The organism is Brenneria sp. hezel4-2-4, assembly GCF_013155275.1.
Taxonomy (GTDB): domain Bacteria; phylum Pseudomonadota; class Gammaproteobacteria; order Enterobacterales; family Enterobacteriaceae; genus Brenneria.
Map to the genome: position 1 here is coordinate 127,679 of NZ_JABJXS010000001.1, position 25,454 is coordinate 153,132.

20 protein-coding genes, 1 pseudogene and 1 other annotated feature are annotated in these 25,454 nt (G+C 56.1%); of the genes and pseudogenes, 14 read left to right on the top strand and 7 right to left on the bottom strand.

Annotated features, from left to right (window positions below):
- Positions 1-33 precede the first annotated feature (33 nt).
- Entirely contained in the window at positions 34-1,017 is a 984-nt protein-coding gene (locus tag HOY33_RS00540) for an arabinose ABC transporter substrate-binding protein (RefSeq protein WP_172287658.1), read from the bottom strand.
- A gap of 376 nt (positions 1,018-1,393) precedes the next feature.
- Between HOY33_RS00540 and HOY33_RS00545 the strand changes: the two genes are divergently transcribed.
- From HOY33_RS00545 to nth, 9 genes are all read left to right on the top strand, one after another.
- Positions 1,394-3,079: a ribulokinase gene (locus tag HOY33_RS00545; RefSeq protein ID WP_172287660.1), complete on the top strand. Its 1,686-nt coding sequence runs from the start codon at positions 1,394-1,396 to the stop codon at positions 3,077-3,079.
- 42 nt (positions 3,080-3,121) lie between these two features.
- A complete protein-coding gene (gene araA / locus HOY33_RS00550) occupies positions 3,122-4,627 on the top strand; it encodes an L-arabinose isomerase (RefSeq protein WP_172287661.1) in 1,506 nt (501 codons plus the stop codon).
- 203 nt (positions 4,628-4,830) lie between these two features.
- Positions 4,831-5,412: an electron transport complex subunit RsxA gene (gene rsxA, locus HOY33_RS00555; RefSeq protein WP_172287663.1), complete on the top strand. Its 582-nt coding sequence runs from the start codon at positions 4,831-4,833 to the stop codon at positions 5,410-5,412.
- Positions 5,412-5,990, top strand: a complete 579-nt coding sequence (gene rsxB, locus HOY33_RS00560) for an electron transport complex subunit RsxB (protein ID WP_172287664.1) — start codon at positions 5,412-5,414, stop codon at positions 5,988-5,990. Before rsxA ends, rsxB begins: the two co-directional genes overlap by 1 nt.
- Positions 5,983-8,469 carry an electron transport complex subunit RsxC gene (gene rsxC, locus HOY33_RS00565; protein ID WP_172287666.1) on the top strand — a complete coding sequence of 829 codons (2,487 nt, stop codon included), beginning with the start codon at positions 5,983-5,985 and terminating at the stop codon, positions 8,467-8,469. Before rsxB ends, rsxC begins: the two co-directional genes overlap by 8 nt.
- Entirely contained in the window at positions 8,470-9,525 is a 1,056-nt protein-coding gene (rsxD, locus tag HOY33_RS00570; RefSeq protein WP_172287667.1) for an electron transport complex subunit RsxD, read from the top strand.
- A 9-nt stretch (positions 9,526-9,534) separates the two neighbouring features.
- On the top strand, positions 9,535-10,164 hold the full coding sequence (gene rsxG / locus HOY33_RS00575; protein ID WP_172287669.1) for an electron transport complex subunit RsxG: 630 nt from the start codon (positions 9,535-9,537) through the stop codon (positions 10,162-10,164).
- Positions 10,161-10,862 (top strand): electron transport complex subunit E, encoded by a 702-nt coding sequence (locus tag HOY33_RS00580; RefSeq protein ID WP_172287670.1) that lies wholly within the window; start codon positions 10,161-10,163, stop codon positions 10,860-10,862. The genes rsxG and HOY33_RS00580 overlap by 4 nt, the downstream gene beginning before the upstream one ends.
- The gene (nth, locus tag HOY33_RS00585) at positions 10,859-11,494 is read left to right on the top strand and encodes an endonuclease III (protein ID WP_172287672.1); all 636 of its coding nucleotides are present in this window, start codon (positions 10,859-10,861) and stop codon (positions 11,492-11,494) included. Before HOY33_RS00580 ends, nth begins: the two co-directional genes overlap by 4 nt.
- Before the next feature lie 67 nt (positions 11,495-11,561).
- Here nth and cysB read toward each other — a convergent pair whose 3' ends face one another.
- Positions 11,562-12,536: an HTH-type transcriptional regulator CysB gene (cysB, locus tag HOY33_RS00590; protein ID WP_172287673.1), complete on the bottom strand. Its 975-nt coding sequence runs from the start codon at positions 12,534-12,536 to the stop codon at positions 11,562-11,564.
- A gap of 412 nt (positions 12,537-12,948) precedes the next feature.
- The gene (gene topA, locus HOY33_RS00595; RefSeq protein WP_172287675.1) at positions 12,949-15,546 is read right to left on the bottom strand and encodes a type I DNA topoisomerase; all 2,598 of its coding nucleotides are present in this window, start codon (positions 15,544-15,546) and stop codon (positions 12,949-12,951) included.
- A 490-nt stretch (positions 15,547-16,036) separates the two neighbouring features.
- Here topA and HOY33_RS00600 point away from each other — a divergent pair, with 490 nt between their 5' ends.
- The gene (locus tag HOY33_RS00600; RefSeq protein ID WP_172287677.1) at positions 16,037-16,306 is read left to right on the top strand and encodes a YciN family protein; all 270 of its coding nucleotides are present in this window, start codon (positions 16,037-16,039) and stop codon (positions 16,304-16,306) included.
- 52 nt (positions 16,307-16,358) lie between these two features.
- Here HOY33_RS00600 and sohB read toward each other — a convergent pair whose 3' ends face one another.
- Entirely contained in the window at positions 16,359-17,405 is a 1,047-nt protein-coding gene (gene sohB / locus HOY33_RS00605) for a protease SohB (RefSeq protein ID WP_172287678.1), read from the bottom strand.
- A gap of 316 nt (positions 17,406-17,721) precedes the next feature.
- Between sohB and HOY33_RS00610 the strand changes: the two genes are divergently transcribed.
- A complete protein-coding gene (locus HOY33_RS00610) occupies positions 17,722-18,483 on the top strand; it encodes a YciK family oxidoreductase (protein WP_172287680.1) in 762 nt (253 codons plus the stop codon).
- Between the two features lie 17 nt (positions 18,484-18,500).
- Entirely contained in the window at positions 18,501-19,091 is a 591-nt protein-coding gene (gene cobO, locus HOY33_RS00615; protein WP_172287681.1) for a cob(I)yrinic acid a,c-diamide adenosyltransferase, read from the top strand.
- A gap of 39 nt (positions 19,092-19,130) precedes the next feature.
- On the opposite strand, the gene rluB is transcribed toward cobO, so the two are convergent.
- From rluB to HOY33_RS00630, 3 genes are all read right to left on the bottom strand, one after another.
- Positions 19,131-20,009, bottom strand: a complete 879-nt coding sequence (gene rluB, locus HOY33_RS00620; protein ID WP_172287683.1) for a 23S rRNA pseudouridine(2605) synthase RluB — start codon at positions 20,007-20,009, stop codon at positions 19,131-19,133.
- A 217-nt stretch (positions 20,010-20,226) separates the two neighbouring features.
- Positions 20,227-20,847 (bottom strand): L-threonylcarbamoyladenylate synthase, encoded by a 621-nt coding sequence (locus tag HOY33_RS00625; protein ID WP_172287684.1) that lies wholly within the window; start codon positions 20,845-20,847, stop codon positions 20,227-20,229.
- Positions 20,848-20,974: 127 nt separating this feature from the next.
- Entirely contained in the window at positions 20,975-21,847 is an 873-nt protein-coding gene (locus tag HOY33_RS00630; RefSeq protein ID WP_172287686.1) for a PHP domain-containing protein, read from the bottom strand.
- Between the two features lie 239 nt (positions 21,848-22,086).
- Positions 22,087-22,191: a sequence feature (Trp leader region), on the top strand.
- Between the two features lie 104 nt (positions 22,192-22,295).
- Between HOY33_RS00630 and HOY33_RS00635 the strand changes: the two genes are divergently transcribed.
- Positions 22,296-23,858 carry an anthranilate synthase component 1 gene (locus HOY33_RS00635; protein WP_172287688.1) on the top strand — a complete coding sequence of 521 codons (1,563 nt, stop codon included), beginning with the start codon at positions 22,296-22,298 and terminating at the stop codon, positions 23,856-23,858.
- Positions 23,858-25,451 (top strand): annotated as a pseudogene (gene trpD / locus HOY33_RS20550) (bifunctional anthranilate synthase glutamate amidotransferase component TrpG/anthranilate phosphoribosyltransferase TrpD). The gene HOY33_RS00635 and the pseudogene trpD overlap by 1 nt, the downstream one beginning before the upstream one ends.
- Positions 25,452-25,454: the final 3 nt, after the last annotated feature.

Genomic DNA, 25,454 nt, shown 5'->3' on the forward strand with positions numbered 1-25,454 from the left:
CGAAGACATCCATGTCTTGCCGCAAAAAAGGGCTTACAACAGGCCTTTTTTCTCCAGTTCGACTTTGAAGTTGTCGCGGGTGATCAGCACGACATCGGTAACTTCGGTAAATTTTTGCGGTTCAACCCCGTTGGCGACCCACTCATTCAGCATCTGGATACTTTTATAGCCGTGGATATCGGGACTCGGCAACAGCGAACCATAAAAGCCCGTGCTCTGTCCTTTTGACAGTTCACTCACCGCATCCACGCCGTTAATGCCGATGCCAATCACGTTCTCCGCTTTGAACCCTTGCCCTTCGGTAGCCCGCACGCCGCCCAGCACGGTGTTATCGTTCATGCCGACAATCAGCCAGTTTTTCACTTGCGAATGTTGCACCAGCATGGAGTTGGCGGCGTCGAATGCGCCGGGAATATCATTGGATTTGGTCGGCACCTGATAGATTTGTTTTTCCGGGAAACCGGCGGCTTTCAAGGCATCCATCGAGCCGGAAGTCCGGCGGCGGGCGGTATCCAGTTCATTGGCGGTAATCGCCATCACCGCCGTTTCATCGACTTTCCAGCCGCGTTTATTCATTTCCTTCCACAGCTCCTGCCCCTGTCGCTCGCCGATTTTGGTGGCGGCCATCATCACCAGCGGCACGGTATCCATCGGTTCCCCTTTGGCGTTGACGAACTGATCGTCGACGGCGATGACTTTCAAATCGTAGCCGCGCGCTTTGGCGACAATGGCCGGCCCCAATTTCGGATCGGGGGTGCAGATAACGAAACCTTTCGCCCCGCTGGCCGCCAGGCTATCAATCGCGTTAAGGGTTTTTTCGCCGTCCGGAACGGCAATTTTGATAACGTCGAAACCGAGATCTTTTCCTGCCTTATCAGCAAATTTCCATTCAGTCTGAAACCAGGGCTCTTCGGGTTGTTTCACCAAAAACCCCAGCTTCATTGTTTCGGCGATAGCCGATTGTGACATAACGGCGGCCAGCCCAATCGTCGCCAGCGCCTTAGTGAATTTATGCATGATGTTCTCCGGTATAGTGATTTTTTACACCTCAGAGGATCGTGGGTGTGTAATCGTTTCCAGTAAGGCATTTTCAGTCTGGATAAAGTAAAAACACGGACTTAGTGCAAATTCTTTACTCAGCGGCATTCAGACGTTGTATGTTTTAGCGGTTATTTTCATCAATAATATAGAGCGTTATCACATAGCGGAATAACGACAGGTTTGTGCATATATTTAGCAAATTTAACCAGTCGTTAACTTTTGACGAACATCACAAAATGACTATCGGCGGCAGAAAAATACATACTTCCAGCTAACCGCTCCTCACTCCGCCGGGCATCCCCCCTCTATCGTAACCAGCAATAAATAACGGCGGATGAACAGGAGCAGAGCAATGAATGCGGGTGCGATTACGATTGGCCTCGACTTTGGCAGTGATTCGGTGCGCGCATTGGCCGTTGACTGTCAAACCGGACAAGAATTAGCAACAGAGGTGGTTTTTTATCCCCGCTGGCGTGAAGGAAAGTATTGTCAGCCGGCGCAAAACCAATTCCGCCATCATCCGTTGGATTATATCGAATCACTGGAACAGGCGATTCGTGCGGTCGCGGGACGCCTGACGGCCGGACAGCGTCAACAGATCATCGGCATCGGCGTGGATTCAACCGGCTCCACCCCGGCCCCTATCGATGCGCAAGGCGACGTTCTGGCATTGCGTCCCGAATTCGCCGAAAACCCCAATGCCATGTTCGTACTATGGAAAGATCACACCGCCATAGAGGAAGCGGAGGAGATCAACGCCCTGTGCCGCAGCGGTCGGTTTGCGGATTACACCCGCTACATCGGCGGCGTTTACTCCTCGGAATGGTTCTGGGCCAAAATTCTCCACCTATCGCGTCAGGACGCCGCCGTGCGTCAGGCCGCCGTTTCCTGGATCGAACTGTGTGACTGGGTGCCCGCCCTGCTGTCCGGCGCCACAACGCCGGGCGGCATCAAACGCGGCCGGTGCAGCGCCGGCCACAAATCGCTCTGGCACCCGGACTGGGGCGGCTTGCCGTCAAAAGATTTTTTACAGGCGCTCGATCCCCGCCTGACCGAAAACCTGCAATACCCGCTGTTTACCGACACCTGGACCGCCGATCGGCCGGTCGGCACTCTTACCGCTGACTGGGCGCGGCGCCTCGGCCTGCCGGCGACCGTGACGATCGCCGGCGGCGCATTTGACTGCCACGTCGGCGCCGTGGGGGCCGGCGCCAAACCCTATACCCTGGTCAAAGTGATCGGAACATCCACCTGCGACATTCTGATTGCCGACGACGCGCGCATCGCCGATCGGACAATCACGGGGATTTGCGGCCAGGTTGATGGCAGCGTGGTGCCCGGTTATATCGGGCTGGAAGCCGGGCAATCCGCCTTTGGCGATATGTATGCCTGGTTTAGCCGCCTGCTGAACTGGCCGTTGCAGCAGGCGATCAGCGATCATCCCGAACTCAAAATCCCCTTACAGGACACCGAAACCCGGCTGCTGGAGCGGCTGACCCAGGCCTGGGCTGAAAACCCGACGCTGGATCGCCTGCCGGTGGTGCTCGATTGGTTTAACGGACGCAGAACTCCGTTCGCCAATCAGCGGCTAAAAGGCGTCATCGCCGACCTGAATCTGGCAACCGACGCCCCGACGCTGTTCGGCGGGTTTATCGCCGCCACCGCCTTCGGCGCCCGCGCCATTATGGAATGTTTTGAAGATCAGGGCATTGCGGTTGAAAACATTATGGCGCTGGGCGGCATCGCCCGTAAATCGCCCGCCATCATGCAGGTCTGTAGCGATGTGATGAACCGTCCGTTGCAAATTGTGGCCTCCGATCAATGCTGCGCCCTGGGCGCGGCCATCTTTGCCGCCGTCGCCGCCGGCGTTCATGCCGATATCCCTGCCGCGCAACGCCATATGTCCAGCGGTATCGAACGCACACTAATGCCGGATAGCCGGCGTGTTGCCCGCTACCAGCAGCTTTACCAACGTTACCAACAGTGGTGCCGCATAGCGGAACCGGCTTACGGCCCGCAGTCCGGGGCCGAAGCGTAGAACCTATTTTCCCCCCACGGGAATACCGCAACAGGAGTCAGCATGGATCATTTTAAGCAACATGAAGTCTGGTTCGTTATTGGCAGCCAGCATCTTTATGGGCCGGAAACCTTACGTCAGGTAAAAGAAAATGCGGAAAAAGTGGTTGCCGGTCTGAATCAGGAAGCCCGTCTGCCGGTAAAACTGGTGCTTAAACCGCTGGTGAAAACACCGGATGAAATCATCGCGCTGTGCCGCGACGCCAACTACCAGCCAACCTGCATCGGCCTGATCGCCTGGCTGCACACCTTCTCGCCCGCCAAAATGTGGATCGGCGGACTGACGATTCTCAACAAGCCGCTGCTGCAATTTCATACGCAGTTCAACGCCGAAATTCCGTGGGACACCATGGATATGGATTTTATGAACCTAAACCAGACCGCGCACGGCGGGCGGGAATTTGGGTTTATCGGCGCCCGGATGCGTCAGGCGCATCAGGTTGTGGTCGGTCATTGGCAGGATAAAAACGCGCACCGGCGCATCGCCAAATGGATGCGGGTGGCCGCCGCCATTCAGGAAAGCAAACAGCTGAAACTGGCGCGCTTTGGCGACAATATGCGTGAAGTGGCGGTGACGGAAGGCGATAAGGTCGGCGCACAGATCCAGTTCGGCTATTCCGTCAGCGCCTGGGGGCTGGGTGATTTAACCGAGGTGGTCGATGCCGTTTCCAAAGCGGATATTGATGCGCTGGTGGAAGAGTATGAAGCCAGCTATCAGTTGACCGACGCCGTAAAGTTGCACGGCCCCAATCGCCAAAACCTGCTGGACGCCGCACAAATCGAGCTGGGTATGCGGCGTTTTCTGGAGCAAGGCGGCTATAAGGCCTTCACCACCGATTTTGAAAACCTATACGGACTGAAGCAGTTGCCTGGGCTGGCGGTACAGCGTCTGATGCAACGCGGCTACGGTTTTGCCGGCGAAGGCGACTGGAAGACCGCCGCCCTGCTGCGCATCATGAAAGTGATGGCCGGCGGATTGCCGGGCGGCACCTCGTTTATGGAGGACTACACCTACAATTTCCAGCACGGAAATAATCTGGTGGTCGGTTCACATATGCTGGAAGTCTGTCCCAGCATCGCCAAAGAACAGCAACCCGTTCTGGACGCGCAGCATCTGGGGATTGGCGGCAAAGCGGACCCCGCCCGTCTGATTTTCTCCGCCCCGGCCGGACTCGCCCTGAATGCCAGCGTTATCGATATGGGCGATCGCTTCAGAATGCTGGTCAACATGGTGGATACCATCGAACAGCCCCGTCCCTTGCCCAAACTGCCCGTCGCCCGCGCCATCTGGCAAGCCCGGCCGTCGCTGGAGGTGGCGGCCGAAGCCTGGATGTTAGCCGGAGGCGCGCATCACACGGTATTCAGTCAGGCGCTGGACGTGGATTATATGCGGCTGTACGCTGAAATGCAGAACATTGAGTTACTGGTGATCGACAACGATACCCGACTTGCTGATTTCAAGGATGCGCTGCGCTGGAACGAAGTGTACTACAAGCTTTGTAGCCGCTAAGGCGCAAATAGCATTATTGGCATAGGCCGGCGAACGCCGGCCCATACCCTTTATTATCGCCATCTGCTAACCTTTGCGTTTCTTTCATCCTGGCTACGATATCGACACCTATTCAGGTTTTCGCCTATATCCCTACTTTAGATGTGTTGTCGAAAGCCTGACAATACCCGATAATACGCGGGTTTTGTTTTTTAGGCATAGTAATGACCGAATACGCACTGCTGTTTGTTAGCGCCCTTCTGGTGAATAATTTCGTTTTAGTGAAATTCCTGGGGCTGTGTCCGTTTATGGGCGTTTCCAAGCGATTGGAGACGGCCATCGGCATGGGCCTGGCCACGACATTCGTGATGACGCTCGGCTCCATGTTCTCATGGATAATCAACGAATTTATCCTGGTTCCACTCAATATCGTTTACTTGCGGACGATGGCGTTAATTCTGGTATTGGCGGTGGTCGTTCAGTTTTCCGAGCTGGTGGTGCGTAAAACCAGTCCGGAGCTTTATCGCCTGCTGGGGATTTTTCTGCCGCTGATCACCACCAACTGCGCCGTGCTGGGGGTTGTATTGCTCAATGTCAACATGTCGCATGGCTTTCTTCAGTCAACGATCTACGGGTTTGGCGGGGCGGCCGGTTTTTCTGTTGTTATGGTGCTGTTTGCCGCCATTCGCGAACGTCTCGCCGTGTCTGACGTTCCCGCGCCTTTCCGCGGCTCATCGATCGCCCTCATTACCGCCGGCCTGATGTCGCTGGCTTTCATGGGCTTTACCGGTCTGGTGAAGTTCTGATGACGGCTATCTGGATCGCCATTGCGGCTCTCAGCTCGCTGGCACTCTTTTTCGGATTGATCCTGGGCTATGCCTCGCGCCGTTTCCAGGTGGAGAGCGATCCGGTCGTTGAACAGGTTGAAGCCATGCTGCCGCAAAGCCAGTGCGGCCAGTGCGGCTACCCCGGCTGCCGGCCCTATGCCGAAGCGGTTTCCCTGAATGGCGAAAGCATCAACAAGTGCGTGCCCGGCGGCGAAGCGATGATGCTCAAGCTGGCCGAGAAGCTGAATATCGATCCGCAGCCGCTCGATGGGGACAGCGCGGCGCGGAATCCAGAGCGCAAAGTGGCCTGGATTGATGAAAGCAACTGTATCGGCTGCACGAAATGCATTCAGGCCTGCCCGGTAGACGCCATTATCGGCAGCACCAAAGCCGTACACACCGTCGTCAGTGAGTTATGCACCGGCTGCGACCTGTGCGTCTCCCCTTGCCCCACTGACTGTATTGAATTGCGGCCCGTCGCCCCGACGCCCGCAAACTGGAAATGGGATCTCAATACGATTCCGGTGCGCGTTATTCAAGTAGAACACCATGCTTAAGCTGTTTTCCACCTTAAAAAATCGCCTGGAGCGTGCGACGGCCCGCAGGGAAACGGGCAGGAAGCTCGTTACAATAGAAGACCGGATTTGGGATTTTAACGGCGGCATTCATCCGCCGGAAATGAAAACGCAGTCCAGTCGGGTTCCATTACGCGCCGTACCGCTGCCGGAACAATTTATCATTCCGCTTAAACAACATCTCGGGCCGGAAGGCGAACTGTGCATAAAAATCGGCGATAAGCTCCTGCGCGGTCAACCGCTGACGCTGGGTAAAGGCCGGACGTTACCCGTCCATGCCCCGACCTCCGGCACCGTCAGCGCCATTCGCCAACATATGACGGCGCACCCTTCCGCCTTGCCTGAACTCAGTGTGATCATCACCCCCGACGGCGAGGATCGCTGGTGTGAACGCCATCCCCTCAGCGATTATCGCACCCAACCCGTAGCGACCCTGCTCAGCCGTTTGCATCAGGCGGGGATTGCCGGGTTAGGCGGCGCGGGCTTTCCTACCGCCGCTAAATTACAGGGCGGCATGCGCGGGATTGAAACGCTGATTATCAATGCCGCCGAGTGTGAACCCTATATCACCGCCGATGATCGATTGATGCAGGAACACGCGGATGAAATTGTACAAGGCATCGATATTCTGGCTCATCTGTTGCAGCCGCAGCGTATGCTGATCGGCATCGAGGATAATAAACCGGAAGCCATTGCGGCGCTACGACAGGCCTTGAACGCGCGTACCGATATCCATTTACGCGTTATTCCGACCAAATATCCTTCCGGCGGCGCCAAACAGCTCACCAAGATTTTGACCGGCAAAGAAGTGCCCTTTGGCAAACATTCCGCCGCCATTGGCGTACTGATGCAAAATGTCGGCACCGCCTTCGCAATCAAGCGCGCCATTATCGACGGCGAACCCCTGACCGAACGGGTGGTAACGCTGACCGGCGAGGCATTGCGTCAACCGGGAAACGTCTGGGCCAGATTAGGTACTCCGGTTCGCCATTTACTGCAACACGCCGGGTTCGAGGTTAATCAACAACCCATGGTGGTGATGGGGGGGCCGTTGATGGGCTTCACGCTGCCCTCGCTGGATGTTCCTATCGTCAAAATCAGTAACTGTATTCTTGCCCCGTCACATTCAGAGATAGCGCCTGCCGCCGAAGAGCAATCCTGTATCCGTTGCAGTCAATGCGCCGACGCCTGCCCCGCCGGATTATTGCCGCAGCAGTTGTATTGGTTCAGCCGCGGGCAGGAACATGAAAAAGCGCGCGATCATCATCTGTTTGACTGCATCGAATGCGGCGCCTGCGCCTACGTATGCCCCAGCAACATTCCGCTGGTGCAGTATTACCGGCAGGAAAAGGCGGAAATCCGGGCGGTAGATGAAGAGACACGGCGCGCGGCGCAGGCCAAAGCGCGTTTTGAAGCCAAACAGGCGCGTCTCGAACGTGAAAAACTGGCGCGGGAGCAGCGGCATAAACAAGCCGCCGCCGGCGTGACAAGCAGCGACAAGCAAACCGTACAGGCAGCGCTGGAACGCGTTCGCAACAAGCAAGCAACGGCGAAATCCGCTGCCGCGCAAGCGGTAATTGAGATCGTGCCGGGGCAACAACCGGACAACAGCGCGGTGATGGCCGCCCGCGCCGCACGTAAGGCGCAGGCGCGCGCCCAGCAAACGCCATCCGCTGAAACGCCCGCGGCCGCCACGGTTGATCCGCGTAAAGCCGCCGTCGCCGAGGCTATCGCCCGGGTGAAGGCCCGCAAGGCTGCGCAGCAGGCCGAAGCGAACGGTGAAACTCCACCGCCCCCTGCGCCGCACACCGCCGAATCCGACGCGGCGGTTGATCCGCGCAAAGCCGCCGTCGCCGCGGCTATCGCCCGGGTGAAAGCCCGCAAGGCTGCGCAGCAGGCCGAGACGAACGGTGAAGCTCCACCGCCCCCTGCGCCGCACACCGCCGAATCCGACGCGGCGGTTGATCCGCGCAAAGCCGCCGTCGCCGCGGCCATTGCCCGGGTGAAAGCCCGCAAGGCTGCGCAGCAGGCCGAGACCAACGGTGAAACTCCACCGCCCCCTGCGCCGCACATCGCCGACGCCGAACCCGACGCGGCGGTTGATCCGCGCAAAGCCGCCGTCGCCGCGGCTATCGCCCGGGTGAAAGCCCGCAAGGCTGCGCAGCAGGCCGAGACGAACGGTGAAGCTCCACCGCCTCCTGCGCCGCACACCGCCGAATCCGACGCGGCGGTTGATCCGCGCAAAGCCGCCGTCGCCGACGCCATTGCCCGGGTGAAAGCCCGCAAGGCTGCGCAGCAGGCCGAGACCAACGGTGAAACTCCACCGCCCCCTGCGCCGCACATCGCCGACGCCGAACCCGACGCGGCGGTTGACCCGCGTAAAGCCGCCGTCGCCGCGGCCATTGCCCGGGTGAAAGCCCGCAAGGCCGCACAAGCTTTATCGAAGCATCAAGAGGAATAAATGGCTTTTAAGATTGCGAGTTCACCATTTACACATAATCAGCAGCGCACTCAGCGTATTATGTTGCTGGTGAGCATTGCCTGTATTCCTGGCATGTTGGCTCAGTATTATTTCTTTGGCTATGGCAACCTGATTCAGGTATTGCTGGCGGCGGTTACTGCTCTCGCCGCGGAATCAGTGACATTGTCACTTAGAAAATTCCCTGTTCGCGCCACGCTGGTCGACAATTCCGCTTTGCTCACCGCCATTCTGCTCGGCATCAGTCTGCCGCCGCTGGCGCCCTGGTGGATGGTGGTCATGGGAACCGCCTTTGCCATTGTGATTGCCAAGCAACTCTATGGCGGGCTGGGTCAAAATCCGTTCAACCCGGCGATGATTGGCTATGTGGTGTTGTTGATTTCGTTTCCGGTGCAGATGACAAGCTGGCTGCCTCCCGTGCCGCTTCAGAGTTTCCCCATCGGTTTTTACGATACGCTGCTGACCATTTTTACCGGCCATACGCCGTCAGGCCAGTCGGTGCAACAGCTGATGCAAACGGTTGACGGCGTCAGTCAGGCGACGCCGCTGGATACGTTTAAAACGGCGTTACGCTCAGGCCAGCCGCCGCAACAGATCCTGCAACAGCCATTATTTTCCGGCGCGCTTGCCGGCGTTGGCTGGCAGTGGGTGAATATCGGTTTCCTGATTGGCGGCCTGTTCCTGCTGCAACGGGGAACGATTCGCTGGCATATTCCCGTCAGCTTTCTGCTGGCCTTGACCTTGTGTGCGACGTTGGGCTGGCTGCTGGCGCCGGGAAAATGCGCGCCGCCGCTGCTGCATTTACTCTCAGGCGCCACCATGCTGGGAGCATTTTTTATCGCCACCGATCCGGTCACCGCCTCCACCACCAACAAAGGCCGTCTGATTTTCGGCGCGCTGATCGGTCTGTTGGTCTGGCTAATCAGAACCTATGGCGGTTATCCTGACGGGATTGCCTTTGCGGTCTTGCTGGCAAATATTACCGTGCCGCTGATTGATTATTACACCAAGCCTCGCGCTTACGGCCACCATCGCTAAGGAGTGATCATGTTTTCCACGATGCGTCGCCACGCGGTGACGCTGGCGCTTTTCGCCGCAAGCACCACCGCGCTTACCGCCGTGGTCAACAGCCTGACGGCGCCGACCATTGCGCAGCAGACGGCGTTACAGCAAAAAAGGCTGTTGGATCAGGTTGTTCCCGCCGACCACTATAATAATGATATGCAGCAAGAATGTTACCTTGTCACCGATTCATCGCTTGGTTCGTCTACGCCGCACCGGGTATTTATTGCCCGCAAAGACGGCGAGCCGGTGGCGGCGGCGCTGGAAAGCACCGCGCCGGATGGCTATTCCGGGGCGATCTCTCTACTGATTGGCGCGGACTTCAGCGGTAATGTGCTGGGCACGCGTGTCACCGAACATCATGAAACACCGGGGCTTGGTGATAAAATCGACGTGCGTATTTCAGACTGGATTACCCGCCTGAGCGGCCAAACCGTACAAGACGGCAATGACGCGCGCTGGGCGGTCAAAAAAGAAGGCGGCATGTTCGATCAGTTTACCGGCGCCACCATTACGCCGCGCGCCGTACTCAATAGCGTAAAACGCAGCGTACTCTATCTGAAAACGCTGCCGCCCCAGCTTAATTCCCTGCCCACTTGTGGAGAGAGTCAATGAGTGAAGCCAAACATCTGCTGATCCAGGGATTATGGAAAAACAACTCGGCGCTGGTGCAACTGCTTGGGCTGTGCCCCCTGCTGGCGGTTTCCTCCACCGCGACCAACGCCCTGGGATTAGGGCTGGCGACCACGCTGGTGCTGATCCTCACCAACGTTGCCGTTTCCGCGCTGCGGCGCTGGGCGCCGGCGGAAATCCGTATCCCCATTTACGTGATGCTTATCGCCGCCGTGGTCAGTACCGTTCAAATGCTGATCAATGCTTATACTTACGGGTTATACCAGTCCCTGGGTATTTTTATTCCGCTGATCGCCACTAACTGTATCGTGATCGGCCGCGCGGAGGCCTTCGCCTCTAAAAATCCGGTGGGGCTGTCTGCGGTGGATGGTCTGGCTATGGGGCTGGGCGCGACCAGCGCCCTGTTGGTACTCGGCGCCCTGCGAGAAATCATCGGCAACGGCACCCTGTTCGACGGCGCGGATTTGCTGTTGGGCGACTGGGCCAGAGCGCTGCGTATTGAGGTGATCCATCTCGACTCGCCGTTCCTGCTCGCCATGCTGCCTCCCGGCGCCTTTATCGGACTGGGACTGATGCTGGCGGCAAAATATCTGATTGATGAAAAAATGAAACAGCGCAAAGCGAAAGCCGCCGCGGAAGTAAAATCCACTTCAGCCGGCATCGCCAGGGAAACAGTATGAATAAACAAAAAAGGATTGAGATTTTAAGCCGGTTGCGCGCCGTTGATCCGCATCCCACGACCGAACTGAAGTTCACCACGCCGTTTGAATTGCTGATTGCGGTTCTTCTTTCCGCGCAGGCAACCGATGTCAGCGTCAACAAGGCGACGGCGAAACTTTATCCGGTGGCCAACACGCCCGAGGCGATGCTCGCCCTGGGCGTCGATGGCATCAAGGCGTACATCAAGACCATCGGCCTGTTTAACAGCAAAGCGGAGAATGTGATCAAAACCTGCCGCATACTGATAGAACAGCATCAAAGTCAGGTGCCGGAAGATCGTGCGGCGCTGGAAGCCCTGCCCGGCGTGGGGCGAAAAACCGCCAACGTCGTGCTCAACACTGCTTTTGGCTGGCCGACCATTGCCGTGGATACGCATATTTTCCGCGTCTGTAATCGCACGGGCTTTGCGCCAGGCAAAAACGTTGAACAGGTTGAAGAAAAGCTGCTGAAGGTGGTGCCGGCTGAATTTAAGGTGGATTGCCACCACTGGCTGATCCTGCACGGACGATACACCTGTATTGCCCGTAAGCCCCGCTGCGGCTCCTGCCTGATTGAAGATCTCTGCGAATACAAAGAAAAGGTATACGCATAAATCAACGCCTTGTTATCCGGGCGTTCAACGACTCAGGAAGCGAGTATTGAACGCCGGAATAAGCCGACTATTTTACCGGCAGCGCAATGTCTTTAAACATGGCTTCAATTTCGTCATTCGAACGCAGAGCCACGGCGGTATCCACCACGTCACGCGTCAGATGCGGCGCAAACCGCTGAATGAAATCGTACATATAACTTCTCAGGAAGGTACTGCGCCGAAAGCCGATTTTAGTGGTGCTGTAGCTGAAAATACTGTTTGCGTTGATCGTCACCAAATCGGTTTCGATCTGCGGATCTACAGCCATATTGGCTATCACCCCGACGCCCAACCCCAGCCGAACATAGGTTTTAATCACGTCCGCATCGGTTGCGGTAAACACGATGCGCGGCGTCAGACCGGCGCGATTAAACGCCGTATCCAGTTCCGAGCGCCCGGTAAAGCCAAAGGTATAGGTCACTATCGGATAAGCGGCCAGCTCTTCAATGGTGATATCCGTTTTCGCGGCCAGCGGATGATCGGGCTTGACCACAACGGCGCGATTCCAGTGATAGCACGGCAGCATAATCAAATCGTCGTACAGGTGTAACGCTTCGGTGGCGATGGCGAAATCGGCCGACCCTTTGGCTACCGCTTCGGCTATCTGCGTCGGCGACCCCTGATGCATATGCAGCGAGACCCGGGGATAACGTTCAATAAAGCCTTTAATCACGCTGGGTAAGGCGTAGCGAGCCTGCGTATGCGTAGTGGCGACGTATAGCGAGCCTTTATCCGGGTAAGTATGCTCCCCGGCGACGGCTTTGATGGCATCAACTTTCGACAACACTTCCCGCGCGATACGGATGACTTCCTGCCCCGCGGGCGTCACCTGCGTCAGATGCTTGCCGCTACGGGCAAAAATCTGAATGCCCAGTTCATCCTCCAACATTCTGACCTGTTTACTGATCCCTGGTTGAGAGGTATACAACCCTTCCGCGGTAGAAGAAACATTCAGGTTGTGATTAACAACTTCAACAATATAACGAAGCTGTTGCAGTTTCATAATTTATCCCATTCTTAATTGAATAATGCGCACGACACCCAAAATCCCGACGATGTTCCGTTGTTTTAAAATAGACTTCCGCACCCTGACAGTCCGGTGCATATTTTCATCAATTAATGCCATTTAATCATAAAAATAGGTTTTATATAACCACCATCGGATGGTGTTCCGCAATAAATCGCTATCCCTCTATCCCGATCAAAAAAAGCCAGCCTAACAAGGCTGGCTCAGTACGGAATGAACGCTGGTCAAGACAGCGTTAGAGGTTGCTGACAAAGTCGTCGGTAAGCCCGAGATACCCGGGCCTACCGTACCGAGGGGCGCTCCGGCGGCTTACACCGCTACGGCCCCTCGCCACGCTCTCCCTAATAACGGGCTTTGTCAACGGTCTGGAACGCAGGTCAAGACGGCGTTATTTCTTGCCTTCCACCCACTTGCCGTCAACATAGAACGCTGACCATCCGGTCGCCTTGCCGTCTTTTTCTGACGAAACATACTGCTGTTTGGTCTTACGGCTAAAACGCACCATGGTTTTGTTGCCGTCTTTATCAACCAGCGGCGCATCAGCCAGATAGCGTAATTTCTCCGGCAGGCGATCCTTAAACCGATGCAGTTCTTCGACCAACGGCGCGCGCGTCTCACGGGATTTGGGGAACGTATTGGCCGCCAGAAAGACGCCGGCCGCCCCATCTCGCAACACGAAATAGGCATCGGACTTCTCACACGGAAGTTCCGGTAAGGGAACCGGATCTTCCTTAGGCGGCGCCACTTCGCCGTTACGCAGAATTTTACGCGTATTGCCGCAGGTGTCGTTGGTACAGGCCATGTATTTACCAAAACGGCCCATTTTCATATGCATTTCCGAACCGCATTTTTCGCATTCGACAACCGGGCCGTCATAGCCTTTGATACGGAACTCGCCGGCTTCAATCTCATAACCGTCACACGCCGGGTTGTTGCCGCAGACGTGCAGCTTGCGTTGGTTATCAATCAGATAGCTATCCATTGCCGTGCCGCATTTTGAACAGCGGCGACGGGCGCGCAGCGCGTTGGTTTCAGCCTCATCCCCTTCCAGCACGTTAAGCACTTCCGCTTCAGGGATCAGATTGATGGTGGTTTTGCAGCGCTCTTTCGGCGGCAGCGCGTAACCGGAGCAGCCGAGGAACACCCCGGTACTGGCGGTACGGATGCCCATTTTTCGCCCACAGGTCGGACAATCAATGCTGGTCAGCACCATTTGGTTGGGCCGCATACCGCCCTCTTCAGGATCCTGCTCCGCGGTTTCCAACTGCTGGCTGAACTCGGCGAAAAACTCGTCCAGCACCGCTTTCCACTGCGCTTGATTGTTCGCCACCTGATCCAGACTGCTTTCCATACGGGCGGTGAAATCGTAGCTCATCAGCTCACGGAAATTCTCTTCCAGCCGATCGGTGACGATCTCGCCCATTTTTTCCGCGTAGAAACGGCGGTTTTCCACCCGCACATAACCGCGATCCTGAATAGTCGAAATAATCGAGGCGTAGGTGGAAGGACGGCCGATGCCGCGTTTTTCCAATTCCTTAACCAGCGAAGCATCGCTGTAGCGAGCGGGCGGCTTGGTGAAATGCTGCCCCGGCAACAATTTCTGTAGCCTAAGTTGTTCACCCACCGCCACGGTCGGCAACGTGCGATCTTCATCATTTTTACGCAGCGCCGGCATCACCTTGGTCCAGCCGTCAAAACGTAAGGTGCGTCCTTTGGCGCGCAGTTGATAATCCACCGCCTTAACAATCAGCGTCGTGGAGTCGTACTGCGCCGGCGTCATCTGGCAAGCCACAAACTGCCGCCAGATCAGTTGATACAGTTTCTGCGCATCGGCTTCCATATCTTTAAGATGATCGGCAAGCACTTTCACATTGGAAGGACGAATGGCTTCATGCGCTTCCTGTGAATTTTCTTTGCTGCTGTAGTGATTGGCCGCATCAGGCAGATAGCGCTTGCCAAATTCCGCGCCGATATAATCGCGCGCCATGGTCAGCGCATCCTGACTCAGATTGGTTGAATCGGTACGCATATAGGTAATGTGGCCGGCTTCATACAACCGCTGCGCCATCATCATGGTTTTCTTGACGCCGAAGCCCAGGCGGGTACTGGCGGCCTGTTGCAGCGTGGAGGTAATAAACGGCGCCCCCGGCTTGCTGCTGGTGGGTTTGTCTTCCCGCTCCGCCACCACATATTGGGCTTTTTCCAGCAGGCTAACGGCGGCCTGGGTCTGATCTTTATTGACCGGCTTGAACGGCTTGCCGTTATGGTGAGTAACCTGCATTTGCAACTGGGTATCGCTGCCCGCCAGCAAATCGGCATGCAGTTCCCAGTATTCTTCCGGAACAAAGGCTTTAATTTCACGCTCGCGATCGACAACCAAACGCACCGCCACGGACTGTACGCGCCCGGCGGATAAACCGCGGGCAATCTTTTTCCACAGCAACGGCGAAACCATGTAGCCGACGACCCGATCCATAAAGCGGCGGGCCTGCTGGGCATTCACGCGATCGATATTCAACTTGTCCGGATGTTCAAACGCCTGCTGGATCGCGTTCTTGGTGATTTCGTTAAACACTACGCGGCTGAAACGCGAATCGTCGCCGCCGATAATTTCCCGCAGGTGCCAGGCAATGGCTTCCCCTTCGCGGTCAAGGTCGGTTGCGAGATAGATGTGGTTGGCGTTTTCCGCCAGCGTTTTCAGTTCGGAAACGACTTTTTCCTTACCGGGCAAAATTTCATAATTGGCCTGCCACCCATGATAGGGATCGACGCCCATACGGTTCACCAGCGCGGATTTCTCATCCTTTTTGACTGCTTTTTTGGTTTTGTCTTTGGTTGAGTCCGCGTTCTTTTTACTGGCTGAGCCACTGGTCGGCAAATCGCGCACGTGACCGACGCTGGATTTCACCACGTAGTCATTGCCTAAATACTTATTGATCGTTTTGGCTTTTGCCGGGGACTCAACTATAACGAGAGCTTTACCCATATGTACTATTACCTACTGGATTCTTCTGAAAATCAGATATCTTTTGGGGGCACCCGCCGCAATAAACAAGGGCGGATACGCGATTAATTGTGGATCACGGCGTCGTTCGCTTATTCATCATAGACCAGCGTTGTTAGCCAAGTGACCGTCCGTAACCTTTCCTATTCTGTCTGAATAGCCAGGTGTTTATTTCAACATCGGATAAACGTGGACGGCCATAACGTAAAGAATTCATTCCACTGACCGCGCAAAATCCCACACTCTACCTGATAAATGACGTCACGCAACCTAATTAACATGGAAAAACCGTTTTATCCACCCGATGCTGAACTCAGTATCGGCAGGCAAGTGACTAAAACTTAGTACATTTGCGATGGAATCGTTTTGAGCGGTACAATTCTCCCCAACCTAGCGGCGAGGTCGAACAGCGAAAAGCGTCGATCGCGAAACACCACGGCAAAATAAGTTTGATTTCTGGAGTGAGTAATAAATGTCCGATGAAATGCAGTTTACCGCAGAAAAATCCCCCATCGACCGCCAAACCCTGCTGGCCGAAGCCAATCGCCTCATCAAGGAGCACGATGATTATTTACACGGTATGGCGGCGGATGACGTAGAGCAAAAAAATGGCGTGCTGGTGTTCAAGGGGGAGTACTTTCTCGATCACAACGGCTTGCCCACATTAAAAACCACCGCTGTATTCAACATGTTCAAACACCTGGCTCACGTACTGTCGGAAAAATATTATCTGGTTGATTAATACGCCATCGCCCGCGGTTATCGCGGGCGATGGGCATCGGACAGGAAGGATATTAAAGCAGCGGCTTATTTCCGCGCTGCCACCAGCGCAGCATTAGCCGTTCAAGAGTCTCACCCGCACTGCCGGTCAACCGGTCCAGCAGACGCTTACGGCGCGTATAGCGCACGCTGAGCACTTCGTGATTGGCCATCTCGGCAATCAGCAGATCGTCGCTGGTGCCAATCGCATCCACCAGCCCCAAATCTTTGGCCTGCGAGCCAAACCAATGTTCGCCGGTCGCCACCGCATCGATGTCAAGCGAAGGGCGCATCTGTTGCACAAACTGTTTAAACAGGCCGTGGGTGACATTCAAGTCTTCGCGAAATTTCTCGCGCCCCTGTTCGGTATTTTCGCCAAACAGCGTTAAGGTACGTTTAAACTCGCCCGCGGTATGCAGTTCAACATCAATATCTTTGTTTTTCAGCAAACGGTTGAAGTTGGGGATCTGGGCGACCACGCCAATCGATCCCACAATGGCAAACGGCGCGGCGACAATACGATCGGCGACGCAGGCCATCATGTACCCGCCGCTGGCGGCCACTTTATCGACGGCCACCGTCAGACGAACGCCGCCCTGACGCAGTCTTTGCAGCTGCGACGCGGCCAGGCCGTAACCATGAACCACCCCGCCGGGGCTTTCCAGACGCAGCAATACTTCATCCTGCGGTTTTGCCACCGCCAGCACCGCGGAAACTTCCTCGCGCAGCGAACTCACTTCTCCGGCATCCATACTGCCATTGAAATCCAGCACATACAGACAGGGTTTGGCGCTTTTTTCCTCACCGCGCCTGGCGCGCTGCTTATCTTGTCTGGCCGAGGCCTTTTGTTTCTTTTTTTCCTGTTTGGATAACAGCTTACGTTCGGCATCGCTCATGTACGCCATCCGCATGTCCCGCTGCATATCGCGATACTGCTCCCCCAGGTTAACCACCTGCAATTCGCCTTTTCGCTGACGTTTTCGCTGCGTCATACCGACGACTAAAACCACCAGCGCGCCAATAGCCACGACGATGGTGAGCGCTTTAGCCAGGAATAAACCGTACTGAGAAAGTAATTCCACAAATACCGCCCTCATTGACTGCGTATTGAATATGATGTTGATTATGCTAGCCAACCGCGTGGTCAGCGTCTTACTTAACCTAACCGATGACGCGCAATATGGCGATGTTATTCACGCCGTTTGTGTATTTTCCGCTGCTTTTTACCGCACACGCGCTAAGAAATGGCGTCAGTCTCATTGAAAACAGCGTTTATTTAAGGCATAAAACCGTCATCTTGATCCTATTTCGGATGCCTTTACAGCCAGATACCTTGGCATAGCCCTATTCACGCATTTTATTGAAGGTATCCGGTTCGTCTGTAAGAGGATATTGCCCGTGTACTACCAGCCTCAAAACGACCTGCTGCAACAGAGAATCATTCTGGTCACCGGCGCCGGTGACGGCATCGGTCGCGAAGCCGCCCTCACCTATGCCCGCTTCGGCGCCCGGCTTATCCTGCTGGGCCGCACAGAAAGTAAACTTCAGGCGGTAAAACAGCAGATCCGCGAAGAAAACGGCGCCACAGCGCAGATTATTGTCTGCGATATGTTAACCGCCGATTCGGCCCAATTTTTTCAGATAGCCGAACAACTGGCCGGCAGCGTTCCTCATCTTGACGGGGTGCTGCACAATGCCGGAATGCTGGGAGAAATTACGCCGATGACGCAACAATCGGTCGCTATCTGGCACGATGTGATGCAGGTTAACGTCAATGCGACATTTATGCTTACCCAAGCGCTGCTGCCCCTACTGCTGAAATCCCCCAGCGCCTCGCTGGTGTTCACCAGTTCCAGCGTCGGACGTCAGGGCCGCGCCAACTGGGGCGCCTATGCGGCGTCAAAATTCGCCACCGAAGGCATGATGCAGGTGCTGGCGGACGAGTATCGCCAGCAAAATCTGCGAGTGAACTGCATCAATCCCGGCGGGACGCGCACCGCCATGCGCGCGGCGGCATTTCCCGAGGAAGACGCGGAGAAACTGAAAACGCCCGAGGATATTATGCCGCTGTACCTCTACCTGATGGGCGACGACAGCCGCCGCAAAACAGGCATGAGTTTTGATGCTCAACCCGGCAGGAAAGCGGGCCCGGCCGAATAACCCGAAGAGGAACTCCCATGAGTGACCAACGCCACCAACAGCGTCAACAACGGATCAAAGAGCGCGTCGACGCCCGCATCGCCGCGGCCAGCGAAATACGCGGTATCCTGATGATTTTCACCGGTAACGGCAAAGGCAAGACCACTGCGGCTTTCGGTACGGTGACCCGGGCCGTGGGCCATGATCTACGCGCCGGCGTCATTCAGTTCATTAAAGGCGAGTGGCCCAACGGCGAGAAAAACCTATTGCAAAAACATGGCGTGGAGTTTCAGGTTATGGCGACCGGCTTCACCTGGGAAACGCAGAATCGCCAGACCGACACCGACGCCGCGCAAAAGGTTTGGCGGCACGGCAAACGGATGCTGGCTGATCCACAGTTGGATCTGGTGGTGCTTGATGAACTGACGTATATGGTCAGCTATGGCTACCTTGAACTGGAAGAGGTGCTGAGCGCCTTGCGCGATCGCCCTGCCGGACAGACGGTCATCATCACCGGCCGGGGTTGTCACCGTGATTTACTGGAGATGGCGGATACCGTAACCGAAATGCGCCCGGTAAAACATGCCTTTGAAGCCGGCATCAAGGCGCAGCAAGGTATTGACTGGTGAAGCGACGGGCAGCGGCGCTGCCCGTCGGACGTTGAAACTCTACCCGTTGCGCTTCGGTTTCGGCGAGGAACGGCGCGCCGGGGCAACCTGACTATGGCGTTTTACCGCGCGGCGGATCTGGTTGGCCTTCACCCGCCGGCGCTCACGCTCAACCGGCAGCTTAGTGACGGTTTCCGGCGGCAACTGCACCCGTTCGCGCAGATAGTTCACGCTTTCCAGCGCCATTTCCGACCAGCCGCCGCGCGGCAGGCCTTTCGGCAACGGGATGTCGCCGTAACGCACGCGGATCAGGCGACTGACCTGAACGCCGACCGCTTCCCATAAGCGACGCACCTCACGGTTACGCCCCTCGGTCAGCGTGACGTTATACCACTGGTTCAGTCCTTCACCGCCCTGATAACGGATGGTGCGGAATGAGGCCGGGCCGTCTTCCAGCTGTACGCCTTTACTCAGCTGTTTGATCTTCTCATCGTTGATTTCACCAAACACCCGCACCGCATATTCACGTTCGACTTCATGGCTGGGATGCATCAAACGGTTTGCCAGCTCGCCGTCAGTGGTGAACAGCAGCAATCCTGAGGTATTCACGTCCAGACGCCCTACCGCTACCCAACGCGAACCCTGAATTTTCGGTAATCGATCGAACACGGTCGGACGACCATCGGGATCGCTGCGGGTACATAGCTCGCCTTCCGGCTTATAATAGATGAGAACGCGGCAAACGGTCTCTTCGGTTTCCTTAACGGAAACGATATGACCATCAATGCGGATTTTAGTGGCTTTTGTCACATCGACCCGGTCGCCCAGGGTGGCGATTTTGCCGTCCACGCTGACGCGATTGGCCTGGATCATACTTTCTATTTCACGACGCGAACCATGTCCGGCACGCGCTAATACTTTCTGTAACTTTTCGCTCATCGAGCAACCTCTGAGTGTCGCCTTCACAGGCGTCGGGGGGATTCATAAATCACTGTTTAAATTCAGTCACTTATGTATAGATCGTTGGTTATAAAAAACGCTGGCGCGATTATACAGAGATCCGCGCCGTTTGTATGCCGATTGTTACAATCGGCGGCTATTTTTGTCTGTTTCTCAACCAAATCAACGCCATGTGCAGGCTATCGGTAAGTTGATGCTAGAGGAAAGGCGTGATATCCCCGGTTCCTTCACGGGCAATGCGGGGCGTGGATTCGGTCAAATCGATAACCGTGGTCGGCTGCTGACCGAGAAAACCGCCATGAATCACCAAATCGACATGTTTTCCCAGCGTTTCCTGAATCTCTTCCGGATCGGACTCGGCAAAATCGTTGCCTGGCAACATCAGCGTGGTCGACATCAGCGGCTCGTCCAATGCGGCTAATAAAGACAGCGCGATGGGATTGGACGGTACGCGCAACCCAATGGTTTTACGTTTTTCATTCATCAAACGGCGCGGCACTTCTTTCGTTGCCTTGAGGATAAAAGTGTAATTACCCGGCGTGTTGTTTTTGATCAGACGAAACGCCGCATTATCGACGTAAGCGTAGGTCGACAGCTCGGACAGATCGCGGCACATCAGGGTGAAATTATGGTTATTGTCCAGATCGCGGATACGGCAGATACGCTCCATCGCATTCTTTTCGCCCAACATGCATCCCAGCGCATAACCGGAATCAGTCGGGTAGACAATCACTCCGCCTTTATGCAGAAAGTCCACCGATTGATTGATCAACCTTGGCTGCGGATTCAGTGGGTGAATATAAAAAAGCTGACTCATGACCCTACCTCATGCTTCTAAAATACGGGAACGCGGTTCATCACGCCCCGTGTAATCGTGCAACGTCGTTATTTTCGCTTCAGCGGCCGAGGTGAAGAACGCGTGTCGCCACCGTCTACCGCATTCATTATTCCGCCAATGCCGGATGTCGCCATACCGGCTCCACCCCGGCAGGCAACCATAGCTTGCGCCCCAATTCAATCCAGGCGCAAGGCTGATGGAAATCCGATCCCTGCGATCCCAGCAACTGAAATTCAGCGGCATAACGGGCAAGTTGCGTACGCTCGTCCAGCGCCTGCTGGCATTGCGCCACCTCCATGGCGTCGCCGCCGTTGTCCGCAAACGCGGTCAACAAACGTTTTAACCATTTAGCGGTTAAATCATAACGCCCGGGGTGCGCCAGTACCGACACCCCGCCAGATTGATGAATAGCATCAATCGCTTGCTTTATTGTACACCACTGCGGCGGGACATATCCGGTTTTCCCTTTTGCCAGATACTTCTTGAACACCTGATTAATATTCGGCGCAATGCCCTGCTCCACCAGATAACGGGCAAAGTGTCCCCGGGTAATCTGGCCGCCAATCGCCAGGCGGCTCGCGCCGGCCAACGCATCGGGTATGCGCGCTTTGGCCAAACGCAGCGCGATCTGCTCCGCCCTTGCCTGCCGTGACTGCGCCTGACGCAGCAACAGTTCACACAGCGCCGGATGATGGATATCCATGCCCAAACCCACGATGTGAATCTCATGGTTTTCCCACAGGGTGGAAATTTCCACGCCGGAAATCAATCTCAATGGCAATGCCTGCTCATTAATCGTCCGCTGGGCCTCGGTCAGTCCGCCGGTTGTATCATGATCGGTGATCGACAGAACATTAACCCGCATCGCTACCGCCCGGGTCACCAATGCGGCCGGCGCCAATACCCCATCCGAGGCCGTAGTGTGGCTATGCAGATCGTAGAGCGCAAAAGAGGGTGGCTGTTGAGGTTGTTGTGGCACAAATATTCCCGTCACTGGCTGTGTTCATGGTTTAAGTTGGCTATGATGCCATTAACGCGCCGGGAAGAGTAATCAAGATCCCGCCATCGCGGCGGACGCGGCACCAGAAAGTTTAGGCGAGCCAATAAAATAATCTTATTACCGGTGTTGACTTTCAACGCCCGAACTAGTTTACTAGTACGCAGGTTCAGCATACAGCAAACGAGATAATGATAATGGCAACGCAAAACACGATGAAACTTGGTTGGTGGCGCTCTTCCCTTTCGCGGGTGGAGTAATCACGCATAGCTTTTATCATTACATGCAGATATTCCCAGGCCCGCTTATCCAGCGGGCTTTTTTATGGCGGACAATTCCTGTCCGCCCCCCTTTTCGGGCCGTCACTGCGTGACGTTGAAAAACACTTGCGTGTTTTTTTATCGGCAAGTAAATAAAACAGGTAACAATGATGCAAACAATACGACCGCAACTGGAGCTTCTGCGTACCGAGGCCGTCTACCGAAACGATCCTAACGCCATTTTTCATCAGCTTTGCGGCGCCAGACCTGCCACCTTGCTGCTGGAATCGGCTGAAATCGACAGTAAACGAAATCTGAAAAGCCTGTTAATTATCGACAGCGCATTACGCATTACCGCGCTCGGTCAGCAGGTTTCCATTCAGGCGCTGACGGCCAACGGCGCAGCGTTGCTGCCGCTGCTGGACGCCGCTCTGCCGCCCGGTGTGATTATAGAAGCCCGTCCCAACGCTCGGGAACTCACCTTTCCGCCTATCGACAGCATGCAGGACGAAGACGCCCGTTTACGCTCGCTGTCGGTCTTTGATGCGCTGCGCACGATTCTGACGCTGGTCGCCTGCCCTGCGGACGAACGCGAAGCCATGTTTTTAGGCGGTCTGTTCGCCTATGACCTGGTCGCCGGTTTTGAAGCCTTGCCCGCATTGAGCCAGCAGCAACGTTGCCCGGATTTCTGCTTCTATCTGGCTGAAACGCTATTGATTCTCGATCATCAACAACAGGTCACGGTTCTCCAGGCCAGTCTGTTTACGCCGGACGGCGCGGAACGGCAACGACTGCAACAACGACTGACGCAGTTGCAGCAGCAACTGGAACAACCCGCGCCGGCGCTGCCGCATCAGTCGATTGACAGTATGACGCTCAACTGCAACCAGAGCGATGAGGCATTTGGCGCCGTGGTCAGCCAGATGCAACAGGCGATTCGCATCGGCGAGATTTTTCAGGTGGTGCCGTCACGGCGCTTTTCATTGCCTTGCCCTTCGCCGCTGGCCGCCTATCAAACGCTGAAAGACCATAATCCCAGCCCTTATATGTTTTTTATGCAGGATCAGGACTTCACGCTGTTCGGCGCGTCGCCGGAAAGCTCGCTGAAATACGATGCCGACAGCCGCCAGATTGAAATTTATCCGATTGCCGGCACTCGCCCGCGCGGACGGCGGGCGGACGGTTCATTGGATCGCGATCTTGACAGCCGTATCGAACTGGAAATGCGCACCGATCATAAAGAAATGGCCGAGCACCTGATGCTGGTCGACCTGGCGCGTAACGATCTGGCGCGCATCTGTCAGCCCGGCAGCCGTTATGTGGCTGACTTAACCCAGGTTGACCGCTACTCGTTTGTTATGCATCTGGTCTCACGCGTGGTGGGCACCCTGCGAGAAGATTTGGATGCGCTGCACGCGTATTGCGCCTGTATGAATATGGGCACGCTGAGCGGCGCGCCGAAAGTCCGGGCCATGCAACTGATTGCCGACAGCGAGAAAACCCGCCGCGGCAGCTATGGCGGCGCCGTAGGTTACTTTACCGCCCGCGGCGATCTGGATACCTGCATCGTCATTCGCTCAGCCTACGTTGAAGACGGCATCGCCACCGTTCAGGCCGGCGCCGGCGTCGTTCTGGATTCCAATCCTCAGGCGGAAGCCGATGAAACACGAAATAAGGCCCGCGCCGTTCTGCGGGCCATTGCCAGTGCGCACAACGCAAAGGAGTTGTTCTAATGGCGGATATATTACTGCTCGATAATATCGACTCGTTCACCTACAACCTGGTGGATCAACTACGCGCCAGCGGTCATCAGGTGGTCATTTATCGTAACCATCTGCCGGCCGACGCCATTATTGAGCGCTTAAAGCAAATGGAACGGCCGGTGCTGCTGCTGTCGCCCGGGCCGGGAACCCCCGCCGCCGCCGGTTGTATGCCTGAGTTGCTGCAACGCCTGCGCGGTCAATTGCCGATTATCGGCATCTGCCTGGGGCATCAGGCCATTGTGGAAGCCTACGGCGGCCAGGTAGGTCAGGCCGGGGAAATTCTGCACGGCAAAGCCTCCATTATCGATCATGACGGCCTGGCGATGTTCGAAGGCTTGCCTCATCCGTTGCCGGTCGCGCGCTACCATTCGCTGGTCGGCAGCAATATTCCGGCGACGCTGACCGTCAACGCCCATTTTAACGATATGGTGATGGCGGTTCGCCACGATGCCGACCGCGTTTGCGGCTTTCAGTTTCATCCGGAATCCATTTTAACCACCATGGGCGCACGGCTGCTCGAACAGACGCTGAACTGGGCATTGGCGTAAAAAAAAGGACATCATCATGCAAAACATTCTTGAAAAACTCTATCAGGCTGAGACGCTCAGCCAACAGGAAAGCCAGGCGCTCTTCGGCGCCGTTGTCCGCGGCGAGCTTGAAAACAGCCAGTTGGCGGCGGCGCTGATCAGCATGAAAGTTCGCGGTGAACATCCGCAAGAGATTGCCGGCGCGGCGAACGCCCTGCTGGCCGATGCCCAGCCGTTTCCGCGCCCCGACTATCCGTTTGCCGATATCGTCGGCACCGGCGGCGACGGCACCAACAGTATCAATATTTCCACCGCCAGCGCTTTCGTGGCGGCCAGTTGCGGGTTGAAGATCGCCAAGCATGGCAACCGCAGCGTCTCCAGCCGTTCAGGATCGTCCGATCTGCTGGCGGCGTTTGGTATCCGGCTTGATATGCCCGCCGAGCAATCCCGGCAGGCATTGGATGATTTAGGCGTGTGCTTTCTGTTTGCGCCGCAGTATCATCCCGGTTTTCGCCATGCGGCGCCGGTGCGCCAGCAATTGAAAACCCGCACCCTGTTCAACGTACTGGGGCCGTTGGTCAACCCGGCGCGTCCTCCGCTGGCGCTGATTGGGGTTTACCGCCCGGAACTGGTGCGCCCTATCGCCGAAACCTTGCGGGTTCTGGGATACCGGCGCGCGGCGGTGGTACACGGCGGCGGCATGGACGAAGTCGCCATTCATGCGCCGACCCAGGTCGCCGAGCTGAACAACGGCGATATTGAAACCTATGAGCTGACGCACCAAGACTTCGGACTGGACAGCTTCCCGTTATCGGCCTTGCAGGGCGGTTCGCCGGAAGAAAACCGTGACATTCTGGCCGCGCTGCTACAAGGTAAGGGAGCGCGTGCGCACGATGCGGCGGTTGCCGCCAACGTCGCGCTGTTAATGAAGCTGTTCGGACAAGAAAATTTGCGTCAAAACGCGCAACAGGCGTTGGAAGTGATTCATAGCGGACAGGCCTACCAGCGAGTCACCGCCCTGGCCGCAAGAGGATAAAGC